The following is a 6712-nucleotide window of genomic DNA, read 5'->3' on the forward strand; positions in this document are numbered from 1 at the left end:
TAAATAATTGGTTCATAGGGTTAGTTTTTAAATAAGCTCAAATAGAGGCTAAATCTTTCCTTGCCATGACTCGGCCGCTTTTTCCATAAGCTGATAAACATGCTCAAACATCTCTTCGCTATGTTTATAAGGATCGGGGATTTCGGTTTTATCTAGCCATTCACCAAATAGCATGACTTTGCCCCGAGTTTGCGGAAATCGTTGATAAAGTTTTTGGGTATGAGTGTTTTCCATTACGAGGATCAAATCTGCCATCTGGCATAAATGCCTAGTTAAACGACGAGAACGGTTTTCCTCCAAAGAGAGGCGATGGCTTTTTGCTATATGGCGAGCTTGAGCATCAGTAGGTTGATTTTCCTGTGCAATCAGGCCTGCGGAGTGGATCCTTTTTTGGGGGAAAAGCTCCTGCATTAAACGCTCTGCGGTGGGTGACCGGCAGATGTTTCCCATGCACACGATAAGAATGTTATTAAACATAAGTATTTGATTAAAAATAAAATCACCACGCATAAATACGCTTAGTCCCTTCGGCAAGCTGGTTGTATGAGGCGATGGTTGGCAGCAATTGGGTGATTAAACGGTTCCACCGAACAACGGGCGCCGCTGTCACATAAACAAGGTCATAAGGCTGTAATTTAAATTCCGTTCCCATCACGAGTGACGTCGCATCGGAGAGGTCGAGTTGATAAATGGTTGCCATTTTGGAAAGGGATTGTTCGCCTTCAGAACCTTCCGTTGGTGTGGGTTTATGCGTTGAGCGGATGACAAAAATCCCTGTCGCACTTGCGGTAGTTTGGCTGAGTCCATTGGCTTTACTTAGCGCCTCAGTGATACTCATTCCTGCACGGTCGATAGTCAATGTTGATGGCTGCCCAACTTCTCCCATCACAAAAACCTTTTGCGCATCATTACGGGGAACATAGAGAACATCGCCGGATAGCATTAAATAGTTTTGGGTTAAATCGCCGTATTGGATTAACGATTGCAGCGAGATTTTTATCTCTTTCCCCCCGCGGGTGAGGATCACATTATCCCAGTCCGCCTTTTGGGTTAACCCGCCTGCGGTATTAAAGGCTTCCAAAATAGTGAGAGGGACATTGGTGATGGGCAAGGAACCTGGTTTGGCAATTTCGCCAGACACATAGATTTTTTGTGAGCGAAAGGCAGCAATGCTGACATCGATTTGTGGTGCTTCAAGGTAGGCGGCCAGTCGGGTGCTGACTAATCTCCTGATTTCACTGATTGTTTTACCGAGAACGGAGACTTTTCCAATATAGGGATAATAAATGGTGCCATCTGCGTGAACCCAGTTTCCTGAATCTGCAGCGCTGCGGTAGGCACCTGCAGGGATAGTGAGTTCAGGGTGATTCCACACGGTAATAGCGAGCACATCACCCACGCCAACGCGATAGTCATAACCAGCTAGCTGTGCTTCAAGCTGCGGATTGGGTTTGGCGATCACGGGGGAAACCTGCATTTCACTTAGCAGTTTAGGGGAGATAGGGTAAATATCCACAAGCTGGTTGATATCCCGTTCCCCAGTATCAACGAGCATTTTTCCTGATGTGGAAATATAGGTTCCCGGGACGAGATGACATCCAGAAACGAGGATGCTCATTGTGATAGTCATGAGGAATTTACTGAACATGATAATAGCCCTAAATCAGGATGGATAATGGTAATTTTTAGTAATCGAAGTTACACGACACAAATTTTTCTCGGGATAATAGTTCAGTTTTAAATAAAAAACCAAATAATTCATCCAAAAATCGATGTTATATAAAAATATAATAAAACAAAAAATGATATTGATGGGGTGGATATTTTGTGAATAAGGGCGGAGTGAGCGATAGGGGGAGCTAGGGAGCGAGTAGGTTAATAGTGCGGTGAGAATAGAGTTTGAGGATGTAAAAAATAAAAAAAAGCGAGCCGGTGGCTCGCCTAATTGATGCTATATCAAGGATGATTTAGTTTTGATAACCGTTAGGGTTCATTGACTGCCAGCGCCATACATCATCGGCCATATCCTGAATGTTATATTTGGCTTTCCAGCCAAGCTCGCGTTCTGCTTTTGCTGGGGTTGACCAATATTCAGCAATATCTCCCGCACGACGCTCGGCAATTTTATAAGGGATTGGCTTACCGACAGCTTTTTCAAAAGCAGCGATCACTTCCAGTACGCTGGTTCCAGTACCTGTACCCAGATTATAGATATAAAGCCCTGAGTCTTTATTCATATAGTTTAACGCAGCAATATGTCCATCAGCTAAATCCATCACATGGATATAATCGCGGACGCCAGTGCCGTCTTTAGTGGCATAATCCCCACCGAATACAGCAAGTTCTTTACGGCGACCGACAGCTACTTGCGCAATAAATGGGGTCAGGTTATTTGGGATCCCATTCGGGTCTTCACCCATCAAGCCAGAATTATGTGCACCAACTGGGTTGAAGTAGCGTAGTAAGGAAATTGACCATTCGCTATCAGAGATACTGAGGTCAGTTAAAATACGCTCAACCATATATTTGCTCGTACCATATGGGCTGTTGGTATTTCCGACAGAGGACTCTTCAGTTAATGGGGTATGTTCAGGTTCACCATACACTGTCGCAGAGGAGCTAAAAATTAAGCTTTTAACACCCGCCTGACGCATGCTTTGCACTAAAACCAAAGTGCCATTCACATTCACATCATAGTATTCAATCGGTTTTTCAACAGATTCACCGACTGCTTTTAAACCCGCAAAGTGGATTACTGAGCTAATGGAGTGCTGAGTAAAAATGGTGTCTAAAATGCTTTTATCACGTACATCACCTTGATAAAACGTCGGTTTAGTTCCCGTGATGGTTTCAATGCGATTAAGCACTTCAAGGTTGGCATTATGAAGATTATCTAAAATAATCGCTTGAATACCTTGTTGGATCATTTGTACGCAGGTATGGCTGCCGATATAGCCAAGACCGCCGGTGACTAATACGCAAGAACTACTCATGGTTGTATCCTGTCTGTATATTCCAAAATTGAGATTATGAAAAATGAGTTTTATTTAAACTCATATTGCACAGTATTGGCGATACCTTGTTCCAACGTAACTGGTGGAACAAAAGAGGTATTTCCAATGTAATTGGATTTAAATTGTGTACGAGCACAGAATTTTTTCACACGAATACTACTCACTGGGAATTCTTTGCCCGTCAGTTTAGAAAGCACATCAAAGCAGTAGCCACCTAAAATCCCAACTGGATATGGAATGCGGATATTGGATTTTGGCTTATTAAGGGCACCGCAAATGACCGCTGTTAATTCGTTCATCGTAAAATCAGGCTTATCGATGTAATTGAATACATGCTTTCCTTCAGTGAAGGTGGTTGCGAATGTAATAAACGCTGCAATATTTTCTACATAGGCCATTGATTTTTGGTTATTACCAGAACCGATCATTAAGAATCGACCAGACGCAATTTGGCGGAATAGGTTATAAACGTTACCACGGTTATTTTCACCAAATACAACGGTTGGACGAATAGTAACTAAGATGTTGTCCGCAGATTTTGCTTGCCATGCATCGTAAACGTATTCAGCTTCTAACTTAGATTTACCATAGTGGTTAAATGGATGATATTCGCCATCTTCCCCAGTTTCTTTTTCAACGAAGCCATAAACAGCAACCGATGAAGTGAAAACAATGTGTTTGATACCCAACTGTTCAGCGACATCACAGACGTTTTTGGCACCATCAACGTTCACTTCATAGTAAAGGCTAATAGGGTGAACGTTATCTTTATGCTTTGCTGATAGGTTAATAATAACGTCACTACCTTTTAGTGGTTCGAAAAGCGTTTCAGGTTTGGTGACATCACCAAATTCCCATTTTTCAGGATGGGCTTCACTTTTTTCAATATCAACGATTTTGAAATCGATATTTTGAGATTTTAATTGGTTTGATAGACGTGTTCCGATAAAACCGGAACCACCGATGATAGTTAACATAGTTTATCTTCTTTTTTTAAAAGCGTTAAAAATATAATGTAAAAAGTAATATATGGATTTAGGGGCTGTAAAGTTGAGTTCAGTTCGATAAATTAGCCACTGCCATTTCATGGCCTTAAATTTGTTTCCTGATACAGAATTTTCTGAGAGTCTATATTTTGCCAATGGTTCCTGAATACAATATACTCTTGGTCCTTTTTTTAATATATTTAACCACATAATATAGTCTTCATGTCCAACGTTTTTTTGATAAACTTTTCCCAGTTTTTCACAGTTATAGGTGCCAGTTAAATTCCCAATATAGTTTGTTTTTAACATATCAGATAAATTAATGGATGTTGGGCTGACTCTTGTGTTAATTATCTTATTTTCTATGAAGGTGAAATAGTTTGAACAGACTACATCATAACCGGATTCTAATTTCTCAAATTGAAGAGCTAATTTATTGGGTAGCCATAAATCATCACTATCTAAAAATGACAGGTATTTACCTGTGCACATTTTTATACCGGTATTTCTCGATAGAGAAACACCTTGATTTATATCATTTTCGATATAGACAATTCTACTATCTATATAAGACAAGATTATATCTTTAGAGCTATCGGTTGAGCAGTCATTTATAATATACAGTTTAAAGTTTTTATGGGTTTGATTTAATACAGAATCAATGCTTTCTTTTAAGGTCTTTTGTGCATTAAAAACAGGCATTATTACCGAGAAGTTCTCAAACATTATTTTTTAACCTATCAAGATAATCTAATGTAACATCTTCTTTTACTTTTCTAGCAAACCAATATTTATTGTTGTCAAGTTTTAACAAGGTGCTCTCATTTAAATATTCTGGACTAGATTTTTTCTTGAAATGAATGAAGCGTTTGTTATTATCTGCAATATTACAAGGTTCTTCTATTCGTCTTGATAAAATTTGAAAAGCATGCTCATCAGCACATGTTATATTTTTAAAACTATCAAAAAAATGTTCATTATCAGCAGATACTATATGGCTAACTAAATTTCGAGTTATTGAAAACCATTGAGAACCAAAGTAAAATTCATCATTACTAAATGATGTGGTTTTTTTTATGTATGTGCTATATTTAAGCATTTTATTAAATGCCTTTCCTATAAAAGTTCTTAAATATTTTGTATCAGAATGTGGAACTCTTACTTTTAGTCGCCAAGAGTTATTATTATCAATATGACTTTCAATAAAGTTAATATGTGGAGTTTTATCCCACTCTTTTTCCATTTCATAAAAGCTAGTCAAGGGTAAACACTCACCACTCATTAGATGAAAGTAATGATTTTCTTTGTTTTTTTCAGCTTCATTTAATAAAAGTAAAGTGGCTTTGATCTGGCTAACTCCACCCCAGAATACATTTATCCGTTCTTCAATCAAAAAAATATTACTTAGTTTCTTTTCTTTTATGAAGTTAAAGTCGTGAGTGTTTTTTCTATCTATATGTATATAAAATCTAATAGAAGGAAAATACTCAGCTAGTTTACAAATATATCTTGAATTATTATGAGACTGAATTAAGACTGCTGTTTTCATGAGGGAATCACTTAATCATTGCCAAATAAATCGCGGGTATAGACTTTGTCCGCCACATCATCCAGTTCAGGCACCATACGGTTTGCCAGAATAATGTCGCTTTCTGCTTTGAACGTTTCTAAATCACGGATAACTTTCGAACGGAAGAATTCATCTTCTTTGAGTACTGGCTCGTAAACCACCACTTCAATTCCTTTGGCTTTGATACGCTTCATCACACCCTGCACCGCAGAGGCACGGAAGTTATCGGAGCCCGCTTTCATCACTAAGCGATACACACCCACTTTACGCGGTGCTTTAGCAATAATCGCATCCGAGATAAAGTCTTTACGCGTGCGGTTAGATTCGACAATCGCGTTAATTAGGTTGTTCGGTACATCGTCGTAGTTCGCCAGTAACTGCTTAGTGTCTTTTGGTAAGCAGTAACCGCCGTAACCGAAGGATGGGTTATTGTAGTGGCTGCCGATACGTGGGTCTAAAGAAACCCCTTCAATGATTTGACGCGCATTTAAGCCACGGCTTTCTGCGTAAGTGTCTAATTCATTGAAGTATGCCACACGCATGGCTAAGAAAGTGTTGGCGAATAATTTGACCGCTTCGGCTTCAGTGCCATCAGTAAACAGCACCGGCACATCTTTCTTAATCGCGCCTTCTAACAGCAAGTCAGCGAAAATCTGTGCGCGTTCAGAGCGCTCGCCCACCACGATACGGGACGGGTACAAGTTATCCCACAGCGCGCGACCTTCACGTAAGAATTCTGGGGAGAAAATCACGTTGGTGTAACCGAACTCTTCACGCAGACGCTCCGTAAAGCCCACTGGAATAGTAGATTTGACGATAATGGTCGCGTCTGGATTCAGTTTGTTCACATCGTGAATAACGGATTCCACTGAATTGGTGTTGAAGTAGTTAGTTTTTGGGTCGTAGTCTGTCGGGGTCGCCACAATCACGTATTGCGCGCCAGTATAGGCTTCGACTTTATCTTCGGTTGCACGGAAATTAAGCTGTTTTTCCGTTAAAAACTGTTCGATTTCGGTATCGATAATTGGGGATTGCTTATTATTAAGCATCGCCACTTTTTCAGGAATGATATCCACCGCCACCACTTCGTGGTGTTGGGACAGTAACATGGCGTTAGACAGACCGACGTAGCCGGTACCTGC

Annotated in this window: 5 protein-coding genes and 2 pseudogenes; all 7 read right to left on the reverse strand. The window is 40.0% G+C overall.

Features of this window, described 5'->3' with window-relative positions; translation table 11 throughout:
- Positions 1–48: 48 nt before the first annotated feature.
- Positions 49–477, reverse strand: a complete 429-nt coding sequence (locus GKR74_RS09040; RefSeq protein ID WP_154603330.1) for a low molecular weight protein-tyrosine-phosphatase — start codon at positions 475–477, stop codon at positions 49–51.
- A 10-nt stretch (positions 478–487) separates the two neighbouring features.
- Positions 488–1648, reverse strand: a pseudogene (locus GKR74_RS09045) (polysaccharide export protein).
- 319 nt (positions 1649–1967) lie between these two features.
- Positions 1968–2993: a UDP-glucose 4-epimerase GalE gene (gene galE / locus GKR74_RS09050; protein WP_154603323.1), complete on the reverse strand. Its 1026-nt coding sequence runs from the start codon at positions 2991–2993 to the stop codon at positions 1968–1970.
- 50 nt (positions 2994–3043) lie between these two features.
- Entirely contained in the window at positions 3044–3991 is a 948-nt protein-coding gene (locus GKR74_RS09055) for an NAD-dependent epimerase/dehydratase family protein (RefSeq protein WP_154603324.1), read from the reverse strand.
- A 3-nt stretch (positions 3992–3994) separates the two neighbouring features.
- Complete coding sequence (locus tag GKR74_RS09060; protein ID WP_230089141.1) at positions 3995–4726, reverse strand: glycosyltransferase family 2 protein; 732 nt, start codon at positions 4724–4726, stop codon at positions 3995–3997.
- Positions 4689–5549: pseudogene (locus tag GKR74_RS09065) on the reverse strand (beta-1,6-N-acetylglucosaminyltransferase). Before GKR74_RS09065 ends, GKR74_RS09060 begins: the two are co-directional and overlap by 38 nt.
- Positions 5550–5560: 11 nt before the next feature.
- The coding region (locus GKR74_RS09070) for a nucleotide sugar dehydrogenase (protein WP_154603297.1) at positions 5561–6712 on the reverse strand (1152 nt) is incomplete at its 5' end.

This window comes from Providencia sp. wls1914 (assembly GCF_009706645.1).
GTDB classification, from domain to species: Bacteria; Pseudomonadota; Gammaproteobacteria; order Enterobacterales; family Enterobacteriaceae; genus Providencia; species Providencia zhijiangensis.